At 59.3% G+C, this 16,659-nt stretch carries 14 protein-coding genes and 1 riboswitch; of the genes, 4 read left to right on the plus strand and 10 right to left on the minus strand.

From position 1 onward, the window contains the following. The first annotated feature begins 144 nt into the window (after nucleotides 1–144). Nucleotides 145–2,571 carry an endopeptidase La gene (gene lon / locus VGU25_06530; GenBank protein HEV2576848.1) on the plus strand — a complete coding sequence of 809 codons (2,427 nt, stop codon included), beginning with the start codon at nucleotides 145–147 and terminating at the stop codon, nucleotides 2,569–2,571. Between the two features lie 67 nt (nucleotides 2,572–2,638). On the opposite strand, the gene VGU25_06535 is transcribed toward lon, so the two are convergent. Continuing rightward, nucleotides 2,639–2,785 carry a DUF5670 family protein gene (locus tag VGU25_06535; protein ID HEV2576849.1) on the minus strand — a complete coding sequence of 49 codons (147 nt, stop codon included), beginning with the start codon at nucleotides 2,783–2,785 and terminating at the stop codon, nucleotides 2,639–2,641. A gap of 191 nt (nucleotides 2,786–2,976) precedes the next feature. On the opposite strand from VGU25_06535, the gene VGU25_06540 reads away from it, so the two are divergent. Then, nucleotides 2,977–3,126 (plus strand): DUF3309 family protein, encoded by a 150-nt coding sequence (locus tag VGU25_06540; GenBank protein ID HEV2576850.1) that lies wholly within the window; start codon nucleotides 2,977–2,979, stop codon nucleotides 3,124–3,126. A gap of 72 nt (nucleotides 3,127–3,198) precedes the next feature. Further along, nucleotides 3,199–4,398, plus strand: coding sequence for an aminotransferase class I/II-fold pyridoxal phosphate-dependent enzyme (locus VGU25_06545; protein ID HEV2576851.1), 1,200 nt, complete (start codon nucleotides 3,199–3,201; stop codon nucleotides 4,396–4,398). Nucleotides 4,399–4,628: 230 nt separating this feature from the next. Here VGU25_06545 and VGU25_06550 read toward each other — a convergent pair whose 3' ends face one another. The 9 genes from VGU25_06550 to VGU25_06590 all read right to left on the minus strand — a co-directional run bounded on the left by VGU25_06550 (nucleotide 4,629) and on the right by VGU25_06590 (nucleotide 15,622). Continuing rightward, nucleotides 4,629–4,964: a MoaD/ThiS family protein gene (locus VGU25_06550; GenBank protein HEV2576852.1), complete on the minus strand. Its 336-nt coding sequence runs from the start codon at nucleotides 4,962–4,964 to the stop codon at nucleotides 4,629–4,631. After that, the gene (gene thrC / locus VGU25_06555; protein ID HEV2576853.1) at nucleotides 4,961–6,274 is read right to left on the minus strand and encodes a threonine synthase; all 1,314 of its coding nucleotides are present in this window, start codon (nucleotides 6,272–6,274) and stop codon (nucleotides 4,961–4,963) included. Before thrC ends, VGU25_06550 begins: the two co-directional genes overlap by 4 nt. Before the next feature lie 126 nt (nucleotides 6,275–6,400). Continuing rightward, nucleotides 6,401–6,507: riboswitch (SAM riboswitch) on the minus strand. A gap of 73 nt (nucleotides 6,508–6,580) precedes the next feature. Then, entirely contained in the window at nucleotides 6,581–6,958 is a 378-nt protein-coding gene (locus VGU25_06560; GenBank protein HEV2576854.1) for a hypothetical protein, read from the minus strand. Between the two features lie 271 nt (nucleotides 6,959–7,229). Then, nucleotides 7,230–9,941, minus strand: a complete 2,712-nt coding sequence (gene metH / locus VGU25_06565) for a methionine synthase (protein HEV2576855.1) — start codon at nucleotides 9,939–9,941, stop codon at nucleotides 7,230–7,232. Between the two features lie 2 nt (nucleotides 9,942–9,943). Continuing rightward, nucleotides 9,944–11,044 carry a homocysteine S-methyltransferase family protein gene (locus VGU25_06570; protein ID HEV2576856.1) on the minus strand — a complete coding sequence of 367 codons (1,101 nt, stop codon included), beginning with the start codon at nucleotides 11,042–11,044 and terminating at the stop codon, nucleotides 9,944–9,946. A gap of 96 nt (nucleotides 11,045–11,140) precedes the next feature. Beyond that, the gene (locus VGU25_06575) at nucleotides 11,141–11,638 is read right to left on the minus strand and encodes an NADH-quinone oxidoreductase subunit I (protein ID HEV2576857.1); all 498 of its coding nucleotides are present in this window, start codon (nucleotides 11,636–11,638) and stop codon (nucleotides 11,141–11,143) included. A gap of 33 nt (nucleotides 11,639–11,671) precedes the next feature. Beyond that, a protein-coding gene (gene prfB, locus VGU25_06580) for a peptide chain release factor 2 (protein ID HEV2576858.1) occupies nucleotides 11,672–12,809 on the minus strand; the annotation gives its coding sequence in 2 pieces (ribosomal slippage) (nucleotides 11,672–12,739 and nucleotides 12,741–12,809; 1,137 coding nt in all). A 9-nt stretch (nucleotides 12,810–12,818) separates the two neighbouring features. Then, nucleotides 12,819–14,339, minus strand: coding sequence for an apolipoprotein N-acyltransferase (gene lnt, locus VGU25_06585; protein HEV2576859.1), 1,521 nt, complete (start codon nucleotides 14,337–14,339; stop codon nucleotides 12,819–12,821). A gap of 650 nt (nucleotides 14,340–14,989) precedes the next feature. Continuing rightward, on the minus strand, nucleotides 14,990–15,622 hold the full coding sequence (locus VGU25_06590; GenBank protein ID HEV2576860.1) for a class I SAM-dependent methyltransferase: 633 nt from the start codon (nucleotides 15,620–15,622) through the stop codon (nucleotides 14,990–14,992). 128 nt (nucleotides 15,623–15,750) lie between these two features. On the opposite strand from VGU25_06590, the gene VGU25_06595 reads away from it, so the two are divergent. Then, the gene (locus tag VGU25_06595) at nucleotides 15,751–16,656 is read left to right on the plus strand and encodes a hypothetical protein (protein HEV2576861.1); all 906 of its coding nucleotides are present in this window, start codon (nucleotides 15,751–15,753) and stop codon (nucleotides 16,654–16,656) included. Nucleotides 16,657–16,659: the final 3 nt, after the last annotated feature.

Genomic DNA, 16,659 nt, shown 5'->3' on the forward strand with positions numbered 1-16,659 from the left:
TTGTAAATCCGTACCAGTCTTTGCACATCCCGAAGAAACTGCGACTCCTAAGCCATAGACGCTGCCCCTAAAGCGCGTACAATTCCCCCCAAAGACCCGGCCCGCATCGTTTCGTTCGCGGAGCACGTCTAATTCGGGAGACCCATGAACCAAGACGACAGAGACATTTTGAACGGTACCCAACGCAAGCTCCCGATGATGCCCATCCGCGAGATGGTGATCTTCCCGCACATGATGGCGCCCTTCGTGGTTGGCCGCGAGTCCTCTGTCCGGGCGCTCGAAGAAGCACTCAACGGAGACCGCAAGATCTTCCTTGCGACGCAACACGACGCATCGGTCGACGAGCCGACGGCGGACGACATCTATAACGTGGGCACGATTGGCAATATCGTGCAGTCGGTGCGTATGCCCGACGGCAATATCAAGGTTCTCGTGGAAGGCGTTGAGCGCGCCCGCGCCACCGAAGTGAATGACGACGACGGGTTCTTCGTGGCCACGGTGCGTACCTCACGCGCGGAGCTGCAGTCGACGCCCCAGACCGAGCAGATTGTCGGGCGTGTGCACCAGTTGTTTGAGCAGTACTCCAAGCTGCAGCAGTCACTCAACCAGGAGACGGCCGCGGCACTCCGCACGGACGAGCCCGCGAAGCTGGCTGACGTGATCGCCGCGAACATGCCGCTGACGATCGAGGAGAAGCAGCAGATCCTCGAGGTCTTCGACCCCGAGGTCAGGCTCTCGCGGATCGCCGATACGCTGGACATCGCAATCGAGAAGCTGAACGTCGACCGCACCATCCAGTCGCGCGTGAAGCGTCAGATGGAGCGCGCGCAGAAGGAGTACTACCTCAACGAGAAGATCAAGGCTATCCAGAAGGAGTTGGGCCGCGGCGAGAAGTCGGAGTTCGATGAGCTGAAGAAGCGGATCGAAGAGGCCGGCATGCCGGCCGAGGTCAAGGATAAGGCCATCCAGGAGCTGAAGAAGCTCGAGGCGATGCCGCCGATGTCGGCCGAGTCCACCGTCTCCAGAAACTATCTGGATTGGTTACTTGCAGTCCCATGGAAGAAGCGCTCCAAAGAGATTCGCTCGATCGATAACGCCGAGCAGGTGCTGAACGAGGACCATTACGGTCTCGAGAAGATCAAGGAGCGCATCCTTGAGTTTCTCGCCGTTCGGCAGCTAGTCAAGAATCCGAAGGGCTCGATTCTCTGCTTCGTTGGGCCTCCGGGTGTCGGTAAGACATCGCTGGGTATGTCCATCGCCAAGGCGACGGGGCGCAAGTTCGTCCGGCTCTCGCTCGGCGGCATTCGCGATGAAGCGGAGATTCGCGGACATCGGCGCACGTATATCGGCGCGCTGCCCGGACAGATCATTCAGTCGATGAAGAAGGCGGGCACGAAGAACCCGGTCATCATGCTCGATGAAATCGACAAGATGGCCTCTGACTTCCGCGGCGATCCGGCGAGTGCCTTGCTCGAGGTCCTCGACCCGGAGCAGAACAACACGTTCCAGGATCATTACCTCGACGTTGAATACGATCTATCGCAGGTACTGTTCATTGCCACCGCGAATGTGCTGCACACGATTCCCGGCCCGCTGCAGGACCGCATGGAGATCCTGCGGCTGACTGGCTACACCGAGCTCGAGAAGCTCGAAATCGCGCGCCAGTATCTCGTCCGCAAGCAGCGTGAGGCGACCGGTCTCACTGAAGAGCAAGTCAGCTTCAACGACGATGCGCTGCGCGAGATTATCCGCCACTACACGCGTGAGTCCGGCGTTCGTAATCTTGAGCGCGAGATCGGCAATGTTTGCCGTAAGGTCACGCGGCGCGTCGTGAAGGAATCCACTCACGTGGAGACCGTAACGGCACCGTCGCTCGAGGACCTGCTCGGAATTCCGAAGTTCCGTGACTCGCAGGTGCACGAGAAGAATGAGATTGGCCTCGTCACCGGGCTTGCGTGGACGGAGATGGGCGGCTCGATCCTGCAGACCGAAGTGCAGGTGCTGGATGGCAAGGGCAAGATGACGGCAACCGGCCAGCTCGGCGATGTGATGCAGGAGTCCGCGCAGGCCGCGCTCACCTACATTCGCTCGCGCTCGCAGCATCTCGGGCTGCAACGTGACTTCTACCGGAACATCGATGTGCACATCCATGTGCCGGAGGGCGCGATCCCCAAGGATGGACCTTCCGCTGGCATCACACTCGCGACCGCTTTAGCTTCTGCGCTAACCAAGATTGAGGTGCGGCGTGACGTTGCCATGACCGGCGAGATCACGCTGCGCGGCAAGGTGCTGCCGATCGGCGGGCTGAAGGAGAAGCTGCTCGCAGCACACCGCGCGGGTATCTTCGAGGCAGTTCTGCCGGCGGAGAATAAGCGCGACCTGGCCGACCTTCCCGACCTGATCAAGACTTCCATGAAGCTCCACTGGGTGGAGACTATGGACGAGGTGCTGGAGGTTGCGCTTGCTGCGAAGCTTCCACGGCTTACGGAAGAGACGCCGGAGGCGCTGGCCGCAAAGGCTCCGTTGCCGCCGCCCGTGCAGCAGCCGGCGCGCAACGTTCCTCGTCAGTAAGCTTCCAACTGAACCCCAACAGCGGCTGCAGCCTGAGTGCTGCAGCCGTTGCCATTTGCGGTCGCGGTCAAGCCTTCCTGCCTGTAAACAGATGGGCGATGAGCGAAATCACCGCGAGAATGATGAGGATGTGGATGGCGAAACTGGTGATGTGAATCGCAAAGAACAGGACTACCCAAAGAATGGCCAGAATGATCGCAACTGCTAAGAACATCTTCCACCTGCTTTCTATGGCAGCTCGACCGGATGGAATCCCGGCACCTGCCGCTCCATGAGAGCAAATTCCGGGCCGCCGCGTTGCTCGCTCAATCGCGCAACTCTTCTTGCGTAACGAGATAACGGCCAGATGACGATTGGCATCTATCTGCCCCAGAGAGTTATCACAACTCCACCTGGAGGCACGACTTGATTCTCATCATCGTCATTCTGCTGATCCTGATGTTTGCGTCCTTCCCTGCCTATCCTTACTCGCGCAGTTGGGGATATTACCCGTCAGGCGGCCTGGGAACAATCCTGCTGATCATCGTGATTCTTTGGCTGCTTCATGTGATTTAGCGCAGCTGTCGGGACCCCGCTGGAGATCAACTTGAGTAGGATGGAAAGGCGTGCCTCGGCGCGCCCTTTCTTATGTCCGTGATTCCCGCCGCGCCATCCAGTCTTCGCCTCAGTGAGCTCGCGCCTGGCCTCGTGCAGTCCGAGATTCGCGCCATGACCGTAGCGTGCGCTGACGTGGGCGGCATCAACCTGGCACAAGGGGTCTGCGACACGGATCCGCCGCACCCGGTCGTCGAAGCTGGCATCCAGGCGATCCGCGATGGGCACAACATCTATGTTCGGCTGGACGGCATTGCGCTGCTGCGCGAGGCGATCGCACAGAAGCTCTCGTCATTCAACGGCATCGAAGCCGACCCGAATGCCAACGTGCTGGTGACCAGCGGAGCCACCGGAGCGCTGCATGCGGCGCTGATGGCGCTGCTGAATCCTGGGGACGAGTGCATCGTCTTCGAACCCTTCTACGGCTATCACACGGCCACGTTGAACGCGCAGCGGGTGAAGCCGGTGATCGTTCCGCTGAGCGAGCCTGATTGGACGCTGGATCTCGACCGCCTGAGAGCTGCGATTACGTCGCGCACCCGCGGGATCATCCTGAACACACCGGCGAATCCATCCGGCAAGGTCTTCAACCGCGAAGAGCTCGAGGCGATCGCAGAACTGGTGTTGGAGCACGATCTCTTCGTCTTTACGGATGAGATCTACGAATACTTCCTCTATGACGGCGAGCGGCACATCTCCATTGCCACGCTGCCTGGAATGGCGGAGCGCACAATCACGATCTCCGGGTTCTCAAAGACGTTCTCGGTGACCGGATGGAGGCTGGGATATCTGACGGCGTCGGAGCGGTGGATTCCGGCGATCGGGTACTTCCACGACCTGACGTATGTCTGTGCGCCATCGCCGTTCCAGTACGGGGCTGCGGCCGGGCTGCTGCAGTTGCCGCAGAGCTTTTATCACGAGCTCTCAGTGGAGTACCAGGCGAAGCGCGACAGCTTCTGCGCGGCGCTGTCGCGGGCTGGGCTCACGCCGTCCATTCCGGCGGGAGCGTATTACGTGCTGGCTGATGTCTCGCGGGTGGAGGGTGCGAACAGCAAGGCGAAGTCGCGCAAGCTGCTTGCGGATACGGGACTGGCTGCTGTCGCCGGATCGGCGTTCTTCGGCACTGAGCCGGATGGACGGAATCGCGGCGACCACCTGCTGCGGTTCTGTTTTGCCAAGAAGGATGAGGATTTGGCCGAGGCGTGCCGCAGGCTGGATACGTATCGCCGGTGAGGGGTACCCCCCTCCCCCCTGTTTTTGCGCAAAATCTTCAGACCATTGAGTTTAGGTCCGGACTTAATGTTGTTGCAGAGGCCAGACGGACGCGCCGAGCCACAGCCGTGCCCTCTCTGAGCAGGGGACTTGTCAAGCTGACGATCTGGGAAGAATGTAGGCATCTTCCCGATCAAAAGAGAAAGGACGGCGATGATCGCCGCCCTCCGGTCTGTTTGCTGTGTGGCCGCCTAACAACCCGCGACGATGGATTCGTCGTACGGCAGAGTCAGGAACCGGCGCTGGCCGCAGCGTCCGCCGGCGATGGAGGGGATGAGCATGACTTCGTCGCCGTCCTCGAACTGGTGGCTGTCGCCGCCGAGGAAGCGGATGTCCTCGTCGTTGACGTAGACGTTGATGAACTTGCGGAGATTGCCGTTGTCATCCTTGACGTTCTGGGCGAGCGCGGGGAATTTCGCGTCGAACTCGGCCAACAGACCGCGAAGGTTTCTGGCCTCGCTGGCGAAGGACTTCTGGCCATCGGTGTGGCGGGCAAGCGCTGTAGGCAAAGTGATCTTTACGCTCACCGGGCACCTCCTGCGAGCTCGAACTCTTCCTCGGCATCGGCACTCACGTTCGCCAGCGAACCGTCGACCTCGCGAAGGTACTGGTCGAATTCAGCGAGCCGCGGCTTGACGGCGCGATCCTGGTGGAAGCGACCCGCGAGGGCGTCGGTGGTCTTGAGGCCGTTGCCGGTGATGCAGACGACGGTGAGGTCATCAGCGCCGATGCGGCCCTGCGCGATCAGCTTGGCGGTGACAGCGGTGGTGACGCCGCCGGCGGTCTCCGTGAAGATACCTTCGGTCTCAGCGAGCTCCTGGATGCCGGAGACGATCTCGACGTCGGAGACGTCCTCCGCGAAGCCGCCTGTGGACTGGATCATCTTTGCGGCGAGCGGCCCATCTGCGGGGTTGCCGATGGCGAGCGAGCGCGCAATGGTAAGCGGACGCTGAGGCTCTATGTCTTCACGTCCGTTCTTGACGGCCTGCGAGATGGGCGAGCAGCCGGTCGCCTGCGCGCCAAAGAACTTCACGTCCTTGGGCTCGACGAGACCGAGCGCGACGAGTTCGTCGAAGGCCTTTTTGATCTTGCGGATCAGCGAGCCGCCGGCCATCGGGCAGACGACGTTGTCAGGGAGGCGCCAGCCGAGCTGTTCGGCGATCTCGTAGCCGACGGTCTTGGAGCCCTCGGCGTAATAGGGGCGGAGATTGACGTTGACGAAGCCCCAGTTGTACTCGTCGGCAATGAGCGTGCAGAGGCGGTTGACGTGGTCGTAGTTGCCATCGATGCGGACGAGGCGCGCGCCGTAAATTTGCGTGTTCAGAATCTTTGCGGGCTCGAGATCGGCGGGAACGAGGATGCAGGCCTTGAGGCCGAGGCGCGATGCCTGCGCGGCAACGCTGTTAGCGAGGTTGCCGGTGGAGCTGCAACCGACGACATCGAACCCGAAGGCCTGCGCGTTGGCGAGCGCGACGGAGACGACGCGGTCCTTGAAGCTGAGCGTGGGAAAGCAGACGGAGTCGTTCTTTACGTAAAGATTATTGGAGCCGATGCGCTGTCCCAGGCGCTTGGCGCGGACGAGCGGCGTGAAGCCTACGGGAAGATCGGGCTGGAAGCCCGCGGGGATGGGCAGCAGTTCCTTGTAGCGCCAGATGTTTGCCGGACCAGCGGCTACGCTCTCGCGCGTGAAACGGCCGCGAACCGATTCGAGATCGTAGTGCACTTCGAGAGGAGCCAGGCAGTCATCGCACGCCGATAGGGGCTGGTTGCCGAAGCTCTTGCCGCACTCATTGCAGCGAAGTTCGTAGACGGTACAGGAAGACTCCAAAACGCTCATCAACCACACTCCCGGTGGGCTTATGAGGGGTGTTACGCTGAGACGTTTCTCTTTCGTTGGGAAATCACCGCGTTCGGTGGAGGGAATATGAACGCGGAATGCAGGAAATTGAACCTGCTATACCGAATCTCATGTTCCCTGGATCCCAGGAGAGAGTTGACACCGGTACGCCTTTGTTCTGTCCGGTTGTCGTGGCGTCTCAGGGCTCGTCCCTCAGCCACTCTGCATGAAATTCGACCTGCCTTGCGGCAGATGGAATGTTCTGTTTGTATCACAGGTTGCGGAAGCACGCAAATCCACAAGCAGTTACATGGAAGATTCGGGGACGATCGCCTGGACGCCGTCGGCAAAGGCGGCTGGGTCAAACTCGGTGCGGACGATCTCGTCTGGGCAGTCGGTGAGGTTGGCGACGCGCCAGTTGCAGACAAAGGCGACAAGCTGCTCGGGCTGCGCGGTCTTGATCTCGCTGCAAAGCTTTTCGGCCTGTTCAATGCCGCCGTCGCCTTCGACATCGATGAGGACGAGGTCGTACTCGCGGGCCCAGAACTTGTCGAGCGATTCCTTGAAGCTGAGCGCGGAGTCGACATCAAAGCCCTTGAGACGAAGAACATGGTCGCGAAGCGGGCGAATCGTGTCTCGCGTGCAAACGTGAAGGATGGCGCGTTTTCCCGACCCCTTGGACATTGTTCTCCCTTGCCACTCACAATGGCGCGCAGCTCGACCGAGCAGCGCACCTTCTTCGCTTTTTCGTCCTGAAGCTTCCGTAATGCTTCCACTTTGATCAATCGTTTGTCAATCGCGTGAGCAACCCATTTTTGCAAGCTTGACAACGCCTTCCCGGCGGAAGGAGTCTAATTTGCCGTGGTAAGGAGTTGGGATGAAACTCCTCCAGTCAATCTGCCGTGCTTTGCTCGGCGTCTTCACGTGCGACTGCTACTGGTTGTGGTGAGCGCACTCACTCCGCAGGATCATAGTTAAGGCTCTGGCCGAGCCATCTCTCTACCTCTGCAACTTCCATCCCCTTGCGTTTCGCATAGTCTCCCACCTGATCGCGGTCAATCTTGCCGAGCGAGAAGTAGCGCGCCTGCGGGTGCGCGAAGTAGAGGCCGCTGACGCTGGAGCCGGGCCACATCGCGAACGATTCCGTGAGCTTGATTCCGGTGTGGGTTTCGACATCGAGGAGCCGCCAGATGGTTCCCTTCTCTGTGTGGTCAGGGCAAGCGGGATAACCCGGTGCCGGGCGGATACCGCGGTAGTGCTCGTGGATGAGTTCTTCAGGCGTGAAGGTTTCGGCGCGGCCGTAGCCCCAGGCGTCGCGAACCTGTTTGTGCAGGTATTCCGCGAAGGCTTCGGCGAGGCGATCGGCGAGCGCTTCGGCCATGATGGCGTTGTAGTCATCGTGGTCGGCCTTGTAGCGCATGATTAAATCTGTGAGGCCCATGCCGCTGGTGACGGCGAAGGCGCCAATGGAATCGGTGAGGCCGGTCTCTTTGGGAGCGATGAAGTCTGCGAGCGAGCGGCAGGGTTCATTGCCTTCTCGATTCGCCTGTTGGCGGAGAAAGTGGAAGCGCTGAAGCTTTGTGGCCGGATCCTTGCTGTCGTAGAGCTCGACGTCGTCACCGATGGCGTTCGCGGGAAACAATCCGTAGACGCCATTTGCGGTGAGAAGATTTTCGGCGATGATGCGGTCCAGCAGGCGCTGGCCCTCGTCGAAGATCTGCTGCGCCTGGATGCCGTGGCCCTCGTGCTCGAGGATGCGCGGGTAGATTCCTTTGAGTCCCCATGCGTGGAAGAACGGCGACCAGTCGATGTACTCGCGCAAGGTGTCGAGCGGAACTGCGTTGAGCACGCGGACGCCGGTGAACTCCGGTGTCGCCAGATCTTCGCGGCGCCACTCGATGGCAGTGCGGCGCGCACGGGCTTCCTGGATGGAGACGACAGCCTGTTTGGGTGCGGCGTGACGCTTGCGGATGGCCTCGTATTCGGCTAGATGCTGCGCGTGAAAATCGGCGCGCTGCTCGTCACTGAGCAGGCTTGTGGTCACCGGAACGGCGCGGCTTGCATCGGCGATGTGAACGACGGGTTCGCTGTAATGCGGGGCGATCTTGATGGCTGTGTGTGCGCGACTGGTTGTGGCGCCGCCGATGAGTAGCGGGACCTTGAAGTGCTGGCGTTCCATCTCGCGTGCGACATGGACCATCTCGTCGAGCGAAGGTGTGATGAGGCCGCTGAGGCCGATGATGTCTGCGCGGACTTCCTTTGCGCGCTCGAGGATTTTTTCGGCCGGAACCATGACGCCGAGGTCGATGACTTCGTAGTTGTTGCACGCGAGGACGACGCCGACGATGTTTTTTCCGATGTCGTGCACGTCGCCTTTTACGGTGGCGAGCAGGATCTTGCCCTGCGCTTTGACCACGTGACCTGCGGCGGCAAGCTCGACCTTTTCGGCCTCCATGAACGGCGTGAGATAGGCGACGGCTTTCTTCATCACGCGTGCCGACTTTACGACCTGGGGCAGAAACATCTTGCCCGCGCCGAAAAGGTCACCGACCACGCTCATGCCGGCCATTAGTGGGCCTTCGATGACGAGGAGCGGGCGGCCCAGCTTTTCGCGCGCTTCTTCCGCGTCCTGCTCGATGAAGCTGTCGATTCCCTTCACCAGCGCATGGGTGATTCGGTCCTCGACCGTGCCGTTGCGCCATTCCTCGGTCTTCTTTTCAGCGGCGCTTTCGTTGGCGCTCGCGGCTTTGATCCTCTCGCCATAATCGACGAGGCGCTCGGTTGCGTCAGGGCGGCGGTTGAGGAGAACGTCCTCGACCAGCGCCTTCAGCTCAGGCTCAATCTCTTCGTAGATTTCGAGCATTCCGGCGTTGACGATGCCCATGTCCATGCCGGCGGAGATCGCGTGGTAAAGAAAAGCCGAATGCATCGCTTCGCGGACTTTGTTGTTGCCGCGGAAGCTGAAGGAGATGTTCGAGACACCGCCGCTCACCTTTGCGTTCGGAAGATTCTCTTTGATCCAGCGAGTCGCGCGGATGAAATCGACAGCGTAGTTGTTGTGCTCCTCCATGCCGGTCGCGACGGTGAGGATGTTCGGGTCGAAGATGATGTCCTCTGACGGAAAGCCGAGCTCCGTGAGGATTCGGTACGCGCGCTCGCAGATGCGGATTCTGTCTTCGTAGGTGGCCGCCTGACCTTGTTCATCGAAGGCCATGACGACGACTGCGGCACCGTACTTCAACACTGTACGGGCGTTCTCGCGGAACTTCGTCTCGCCCTCCTTCAGCGAGATGGAGTTCACGATGCCCTTGCCCTGTAGACATTTCAGCCCGGCTTCGATGACCTCCCACTTCGAGGAGTCGACCATGAACGGGACTTTGGCGACCTCTGGCTCGCTGCCGAGCAACTGCAAAAAGCGCGACATCGCGGCGACGCCATCGATCATGCCCTCGTCCATGCAGATGTCGATGACGTTGGCGCCGTTCTCCACCTGCTGGCGCGCGATGCTGACCGCTTCTTCATACTTGCCCTGCTTGATCAGCGAGGCGAATCGCGGCGAGCCGGCTACGTTGGTGCGCTCGCCGATCATGATGAAGACGCCCTGCTGCTGTGTGAACGGCTGAGAGCCGGAGAGCCGCAGCGGCTTGAATGCCTGATCTTCGGCGATGCTCAAGCAGCCACCTCGATCTTCGCGCCGAGTCTGCGCGGTGCCCTGCCTTCGACTGCCTTCGCGATTGCAGCGATGTGCTCCGGTGTGTTGCCGCAACATCCGCCGGCGATGTTGATGAGGCCATCCTGCGCAAACTGGCCGAGGAAGCGGCCCATGTCTTCGGGCTTGAGATCGAAGCCGGTTTCGGAGAGCGGGTTTGGAAGGCCGGCATTCGGGTAGCACGAGATTGCTACGTCTGCCTTGTCCGAGAGCTCCTCAAGAAACGGATACATCAGCTCCGGTCCGAGCGAGCAGTTCAGGCCAACGCTGAGCGGATTCACATGCTTAACGGCATTCCAGAAGGCTTCCGTCGTCTGCGCTGAGATCAGCGTCTCACCGCCGCGCCCGACCGCGGCAGAGATCATTACCGGAAGCTCCTTCTTGTCCTCATCGAAGACCTCACGGATGGCAACCAGTGCGGCCTTCGCGTTCAGTGAATCGAAAATGGTTTCGACAAGCAGCAGGTCCACTCCGCCGGCAATCAGGGCCCGCACCTCTTCCGCATATGCAGCCTTCACCTGGTCGAAGGTGACGACGCGAAAGCCCGGGTCATCTGCATCCGGCGAGTTTGAAAGCGAGACGGTCAGCGGACCGATAGCGCCCGCAACAAAACGCTGCCTGCCGGTTTCATTGGCGACGCGGTCAGCCCATTCCCTGCACTGCCGCGCAGATGTCTCATTGATCTCCCATGCGAGATTTTTGAGTGATTCATCTTCAATGATGCGCTGGTAGAACTCCGGATCCTTTCGGCCCCCACGCTCGCGCGGATCCTCAACGAAGAACTCGCTCTGCGTAATGCTCGTGGCCCCGAAAGTGTTGGTTTCGATGATGTCGGCGCCGGCCTCCAGAAAGCGCCGGTGGATATCGCCGATCATTTTCGGCTGCGTTATCGAGAAGAGATCTCCGTTATTCAGCAGATCCTTGGTCGCGTTCTTGAAGCGATCGCCACGGATATCCGTTTCCTTCATTCCATAGGTGCGGATTGTTGTACCCATCGCACCGTCAATAATCGCGATGCGCTCTTCGAGAATCTTCTCGAGAGGATGTCTTTGGTGGCTCATTTCCCCTCCATTCGCCGGCAACCTTCTCACAAAGCATCGGCGAGCCCGCCAGGCTCGCCGCTCGATCTGCCGCTGATTTCTATGCTCCAGCCGAGCTCAAGCGAGTACCTCTTCTTCTTCTTCTTTTGAATGCGGAAGAGCTGTCGATATAGGCACCAACAGGTCTTCCTTGCGCATGACCATGGTGGTTGCGTTCAGGCTGGCAAGTTCGAATCCGTGACCATGAGTGATGGCGTCAGTCGGGCACGCTTCCACGCAATAGCCGCAGAAGATGCACCGGTTGTAGTCGATGTTGTATACCTTCGCGTAGCGTTCCGCGGAGCTGATGCGCTTCTCGGCTGTGTTTTCCGCGGCCTCAATATAAATGCAGTTGGATGGGCAGGCCGCCGCGCACAGGAAGCAGGCCACGCATTTCTCGAGACCGTTCTCGTCGCGTTGCAGTTGATGCTTGCCGCGGAAGCGTTCCTGGAAGACGGCACCCCGCAGCGGGCCTTTGCCATCCGGATAGTTCTCGACCTCGCTTGGGGCGAAACCCTCGCGAAGCGTGATGCTCATTCCTTTGGCGATAGCAGCGGCATTACGCAGAATCGACATAGTGCAAGTATACGTCCTCTCGTGGCTCAGGATTTAGACGTCGTCGTCCTCGCCGACAGCCACGGCGGTGACGCCGCCCTCCCGCCGTGCCTTGAGATAGCCGCGGATGAATGGCTCCAGGTCACCGTCGAGCACGCGGTCGACGTCGCCAACCTCTACGCGCGTGCGCAGGTCCTTTGCCATCCGATAGGGCTGCAGAACGTAGCTGCGTATCTGGGAGCCGAAGTTGATCTCAAGCTTCGAGTCCTCGAGCTTCTTGCTCGCCGCGCGCTTTTTTTCTAGCTCGAACTCGTACAGGCGCGAGCGAAGCATCTTCATCGCCTTCTCTTTGTTCTTGTGCTGCGAGCGCTCGTTCTGGCAAGCCGCAACGATACCGGTCGGAATGTGCGTGATTCGCACGGCGGAGTCTGTGGTATTCACATGTTGACCACCTTTGCCGCCTGAGCGGTAGGTGTCGGTGCGGAGGTCGTCGGGCTTGATGTCGATCTGGATCGAGTCGTCGATCTCCGGCGACACGAAGACGCTGGCAAAGCTTGTGTGGCGGCGCTTGGCCTGATCGAAAGGTGAGATCCGCACGAGACGGTGCACGCCGGTTTCGCCAGAGAGTAAGCCGAAGGCGTACTCGCCTGTGACAGTGAACGTTGCCGATTTGATGCCCGCCTCGTCGCCGTCCTGCAGCTCGTTGATTTCGGTCTTGAAGCCCTGCCGCTCAGCCCAGCGCAGATACATCCGCATCAGCATCTCCGCCCAGTCCTGGCTTTCGGTGCCGCCGGCGCCAGGGTGCACAGTAACGATGGCATTGAGAGCGTCATTCTCTTCCGAGAGCATCGTGCGCGACTCAAGCTGTTCGACGTACTCACTGAGGGAGTCAATCTCGCGCTTGAGGTCTGGCTCGACAGATGCCTCGCCTTCACGAAGGAGCTCGAAGTAGGCCTCGACATCCTCGCTGCGGCGCTGAAGTTCGGCATCGTAGCTGAGCTGCTCTTCGAGGCGTCGCCGCTCCCGCATCAGCGGCTGCGATTTCGCAGCATCGGCCCAGACGGAGGGGTCGGCTACTTTGGTTTCGACGGCAGCTAATTCTGTTTTCAGGCGGGAGGAGTCAAAGATACTCCCGCAGATCACGCACCTTCTCGCGGACCGGGGAGTAAGCAAATTCGAGATCGTTCAACATAGTCTTAGTTTACTGTGCGATGGCTTGCCGGCGCGAGCGGATCAGGCCGACGATCACGAGCAGCGTTGTGACTAAAGCGCAGATCCAGGCGATCCAGTCACCATAACGTGTGTAGAACGTGAGATCGCCGATGTAGTTGAAGTTCGCTAACAAAGCGCCGCGTACGTGCCGCGACATCTGATCCACGACACGCCCGTACGGGTCGATGGAGGCTGTCACACCGGTGTTTGTAGAGCGCAGGACCCAGCGATGGTTTTCTATGGCGCGCATCCGCACCATGTCCAGGTGCTCCCACGGCGCGCTGGTGTCGCCGTACCATCCGTCGTCGCTCAGGTTCACCAAAACCTGGGCGCCTTTGTCTACAAACTGTCGGATTTCGTCTCCAAATACCGACTCATAGCAGATAAACACGCCATACTTTCTGCCGTGGTCTTCAAAGATGACGCGCTGTTGACCGGGGATAAAAGGAAGGCCATCCAAAAGGTGCCCTGTAAAGAAAAAGAGGGGTTTGTAAGGGACATACTCACCGAAGGGGACGAGGTGAATTTTGTCGTAGCGTCCGCCGTAGCTTCCGTCTTCCCTAAAGAAGCTGGCCGAGTTATAGAGGCTGTAAGTGCCGTCGTTATTTCTCGGCCCTAGACCCAGATCGTCCGACAGAACAGGAGCGGAGGAGGTTTGTGCAAGGTGCTCCATAAAATCCCGGTAGGCCATATCTGAATCAAGGAACGAAGCTGGCGATTCCGGCCATGCGATAAGTTGCGGAGACGAAGTTGCTCCGGACTTGACCGAAAAATCGGGATGCTGACTTAGCGAAGCGAAGGAAGACAGCATCCTGTCCTTGCTCTCCAGATGCTGCCCGGTGCCTGCACCGACGGCCAGATTTTCCTGAACCAGCACGGCAGTGGCGCCGGTCGGCGAGGTCGCGGGCTTTGGTCCATTGAATTGCAGCCATACCGCAATAGCAGAAAGCAAGCAGGCCGCGACTAGCGCGGAAAACCTTATCCCCGCGCGCAACTTAGCCGCCGGGATTGCCCAAAGCATGTTGATTGTTGCAATGACCAGGGAGAGCCCAAATACTCCGGTCCATGGCGCCATTCTGATCAGCGTAAGGTTGTCGATCTGGGAGTATCCCAAGAGGTCCCATGGAAATCCTGTCACTCGGTCCCGCGCAAGCTCGATAGCCACCCAGAGCAGAGGAGAAGTTACCAAAGCTGCAGTGACGTTCCAGGTTCTTCTGGTAACAGCGAAAAGCAGACCAAAGAGGCCGAGATATAAGCCTAGATAGAGCGCGAAAAGAACCAGAACTCCGGCCGATGCGGCCTGCGAAAGGTCGCCGTACAAGTGCATCGTCTGATAAATCCAATAACAATTTCCGAGATACCAGGCGACGCCGCAGATATATCCGAGCAGAGCGCTTTGCGCGAATCGGAGCGGCTGTCCATTGCGCTGCTTTCCAGACAGCGCTAGCAGGAGCGGAACAAGACATATCCAGCAAAAGATTCGCCGCCAGCCAGGAACGGGACCTGCCATCGGAAATGGAAGGATCTGCAAACCCGCTGAGGCTAAAGAAAGCAAGTAAAGATGCAGCGGGATCCTTCGCACGCCCAGAGTCTATCACCTGACACCGGAGTTTCTATTCGAGCACCCAGCGACAGAATGCGTGCATCACAATTAGCAATAGTTTTGAAAATCTTGTAAGTTACAAGATGCACGCGGCCTAAATTGTTTCATTGCTATATACGTTCCATTTGTAGAGACGTGACACTTATCACACTAAATCGCGTGATCGTAGCGGCTTCAGCGCTCCTATCACCATCCAAAAAGAGGACAACTTCATGGATGTAAGTCGCATACTTTCCGAGATTGATGCCGAGATTAACCGCCTTCAGCAGGCCCGCAGCGCTTTAACTGCAATCGCCGGTAGCGGGACGGTCGCCGTTCCAAAACGCGGACGGCCGAAGGGGAGCGTAAATAAGAAGACCACGACGACGACAGGCGCCCGTCGGAAGCGGAACCTTTCTCCCGAAGGCCGTAAGCGCATCGCGGAAGCGATGAAGCGTCGCTGGGCAGAGCGTCGCGCGGCATCCCCGAAGGGTGGAAAGAAAGAATCTTCGAAGTAAATACAGCGTAAAGTCTGCGGGGAGCCTGACCGGCTTCCCGCATCACTTAATGATCGGATTTCAGCGGATCGCAATAACTTCGCGCGTGTTGTCCTTCCCGAGAAAAAATCGGCTACTGCTGAATTTTTCTATCAGTTTTTCAATGTCACGGGGCTGATAGATCTGGCGCACGGGATAATCGCCGGCAGAGGTGACGTGCAATTGGTCGCTGTCCGTTAGCTGATACCGTGAGAACGTCGTGTCCGGGCCCTCGGCTTTTCCATGAAAGAGCGCCAGTAGTCTCCCCTGCGGCCGCAGCACCTTGTGCAGACGTTCAAACATCGCCGGCACCAGCGGCCCTGGCAGATAGTTCGCCGTATCCCATAACAGGATGACGTCAAAGTCCCGTCCGGAAAAGTCGAAGCTGGATTTCACGAACCCTGCGACATCATATACATCCGCACCATCGTCAGACGGCAACTTCCATTCCGGTTTATTGGCGTCCTGAACGACATTGGCCATATAGACGCTGTGACCCAGCGAGGTCAGAAAATTAATGTTTGCGGGAGAAGTTGTTCCGAAGTCCAGCACGCGCAGACTCTCGCTTGCCTTCAAGAAGGCCAGTACGTCCGCCCACCCGCGTGATGGTCGCACCCGATCTGCGCTATGCCCGCCAGATCCCGACGTGCGGTCCTTGCCAAATCTGCTGAACATCGTTCGAGCCTCATTTTGAACGGCCTGGCTTCCACCGCACTATACCTCAAGAGTATCAATGGATTGGGGCGTTGTGGTCCTTTGACTCGTATAGTACGTCTAAACGCAGAGTGACCTACGCACGTCAAATGAAAGCCAGTCTCACGCGGGCCAGCATCCTCACCATGATGTTCGCGATGCTGATGTGGAGTGGGGGGCTTTCTCAATCTGCCCGCGCTCAAGCAGGACCGTCGACAGCCGATCCCGGAGAAGCATTTCCGGCGGGCACACCCAAGTCATGGGCCGAATCCGCCGTCCGGCACCAGCTTGCGATCATCAAGGATGACACTCATCCGATGCGCTACCTCATCCGCAAAGTCGACCGCAAGGGAGACATCACGCGGGAGGTCATCGAGAGCGCCCAGGGAAATGTTGCGCGTCTCGTTCAGCGGGACGGGAAGCCGATCAGCGCAGCGGAAGACACAGCCGAGCGCTCACGCCTGAACAGCATTCTCGACTCACCCGGCGAGTTCCTGAAGCATCAGCAGCGCGAGGGTGCCGGGAAAAATTACGCTCTGCAGGTCATCCAGCTGATGCCCTCCGCGACGCTCTACTCCTATACGCCCGGCCAGCCGCAGCCGCCGGGTGCTACATCGCGGCAGGTTGTCATCGACTTTCGTCCGGACCCCGCGTTTCATCCGCCAACGATGGCGTCAGAGCTGCTCACCGGCCTTCAGGGCCGCGTCTGGATCGATGCCCGGACAGGAACGATGACACACATCCAGGCAAATATTACCCGTCCCGTCAACTTTGGCTGGGGAATCGTCGGTCGAGTTTATCCTGGCGGCCGCCTCGAATTCGAACAGACCTTCGTGGATGGAAAGCGCTGGGCCTATTCCCACCTGGATGAAAACGTGACGGTGCGCGAGGTGATGGTCCGGACCGTCAATGACAAGTCCAGGATGAGCGCCTGGAACTTCCAGCTGCTGCCCGCGCCGATGTCCTATCAGGACGCCGTGCATGCTCTACTCGCCGAGAAGATTCCACTTCAATGACAT

It is taken from the genome of Acidobacteriaceae bacterium (assembly GCA_035944135.1).
Lineage (GTDB): Bacteria > Acidobacteriota > Terriglobia > Terriglobales > Acidobacteriaceae > Granulicella.

What these genes read in the sequence shown, in the direction of transcription:
- VGU25_06535 (HEV2576849.1), bottom strand. Translation starts at nt 2,785, where the DNA reads ATGTTCTTAGCAGTTGCGATCATTCTGGCCATTCTTTGGGTAGTCCTG.
- VGU25_06590 (HEV2576860.1), bottom strand. Translation starts at nt 15,622, where the DNA reads ATGTTCAGCAGATTTGGCAAGGACCGCACGTCGGGATCTGGCGGGCAT.
- VGU25_06575 (HEV2576857.1), bottom strand. Translation starts at nt 11,638, where the DNA reads ATGTCGATTCTGCGTAATGCCGCTGCTATCGCCAAAGGAATGAGCATC.
- VGU25_06560 (HEV2576854.1), bottom strand. Translation starts at nt 6,958, where the DNA reads ATGTCCAAGGGGTCGGGAAAACGCGCCATCCTTCACGTTTGCACGCGA.
- lon (HEV2576848.1), top strand. Translation starts at nt 145, where the DNA reads ATGAACCAAGACGACAGAGACATTTTGAACGGTACCCAACGCAAGCTC.
- VGU25_06570 (HEV2576856.1), bottom strand. Translation starts at nt 11,044, where the DNA reads ATGAGCCACCAAAGACATCCTCTCGAGAAGATTCTCGAAGAGCGCATC.
- VGU25_06545 (HEV2576851.1), top strand. Translation starts at nt 3,199, where the DNA reads ATGTCCGTGATTCCCGCCGCGCCATCCAGTCTTCGCCTCAGTGAGCTC.
- lnt (HEV2576859.1), bottom strand. Translation starts at nt 14,339, where the DNA reads ATGGCAGGTCCCGTTCCTGGCTGGCGGCGAATCTTTTGCTGGATATGT.
- thrC (HEV2576853.1), bottom strand. Translation starts at nt 6,274, where the DNA reads ATGAGCGTTTTGGAGTCTTCCTGTACCGTCTACGAACTTCGCTGCAAT.
- VGU25_06595 (HEV2576861.1), top strand. Translation starts at nt 15,751, where the DNA reads ATGAAAGCCAGTCTCACGCGGGCCAGCATCCTCACCATGATGTTCGCG.